The 514-nt window shown below is 49.8% G+C and carries 1 pseudogene; it reads right to left on the bottom strand.

Features of this window, described 5'->3' with window-relative positions:
• Positions 1 to 64: 64 nt before the first annotated feature.
• A pseudogene (locus QQJ87_RS14145) lies at positions 65 to 376 on the bottom strand (Glu/Leu/Phe/Val dehydrogenase dimerization domain-containing protein); the annotation flags it as partial.
• Positions 377 to 514 lie beyond the last annotated feature (138 nt).

A 514-nucleotide genomic window follows, 5' to 3' on the forward strand; every position in this document is an offset into this window, starting at 1 on the left:
AGTTTGAGCTGGAATGACTGTCCAGTTTCAGCCAGAATCACTGTCCAATTTGGTCAGAATAGGCAGTTTGTTCAAAGGCCAGAAATTTCAAAATGCTTTGGGTCACGTTGTCGTGAAAGCGGATGCCGCCCTTGTACGGGCCAATGGCATTGCTGTGCTGAACCCGATACCCCCGCTGGGTTCTCACATTGCCCTCATCGTCTTCCCAACAGACCCGAAAGCTGACAATCCGGTCGGGCTCTGTAAGCCTCTGCAGAATCTGCGCTTTTTCGTATTTTGGATTGGCTTGAATAAACGGCAAGATGTGCTGTGCTACTTCATGGACTGCCTGATGAAACTCCGGCTCACCAGGATTTCTCCTGATCAAACCGTTCATGAATTCTTCGAGTTGTTCTGAGGAGGACATGGCAGGAACTCTCCGTAGTAGTTGGGGGGAGCAACCAGTGTACTGACCTTGCCCTCGTTTAATGGATACGTTAACTCGAACTATGCAGCCTTCCCGTTGAGGGATTTG

It is taken from the genome of Limnobacter litoralis, assembly GCF_030160455.1.
Classification (GTDB): Bacteria; Pseudomonadota; Gammaproteobacteria; order Burkholderiales; family Burkholderiaceae_B; genus Limnobacter; species Limnobacter litoralis.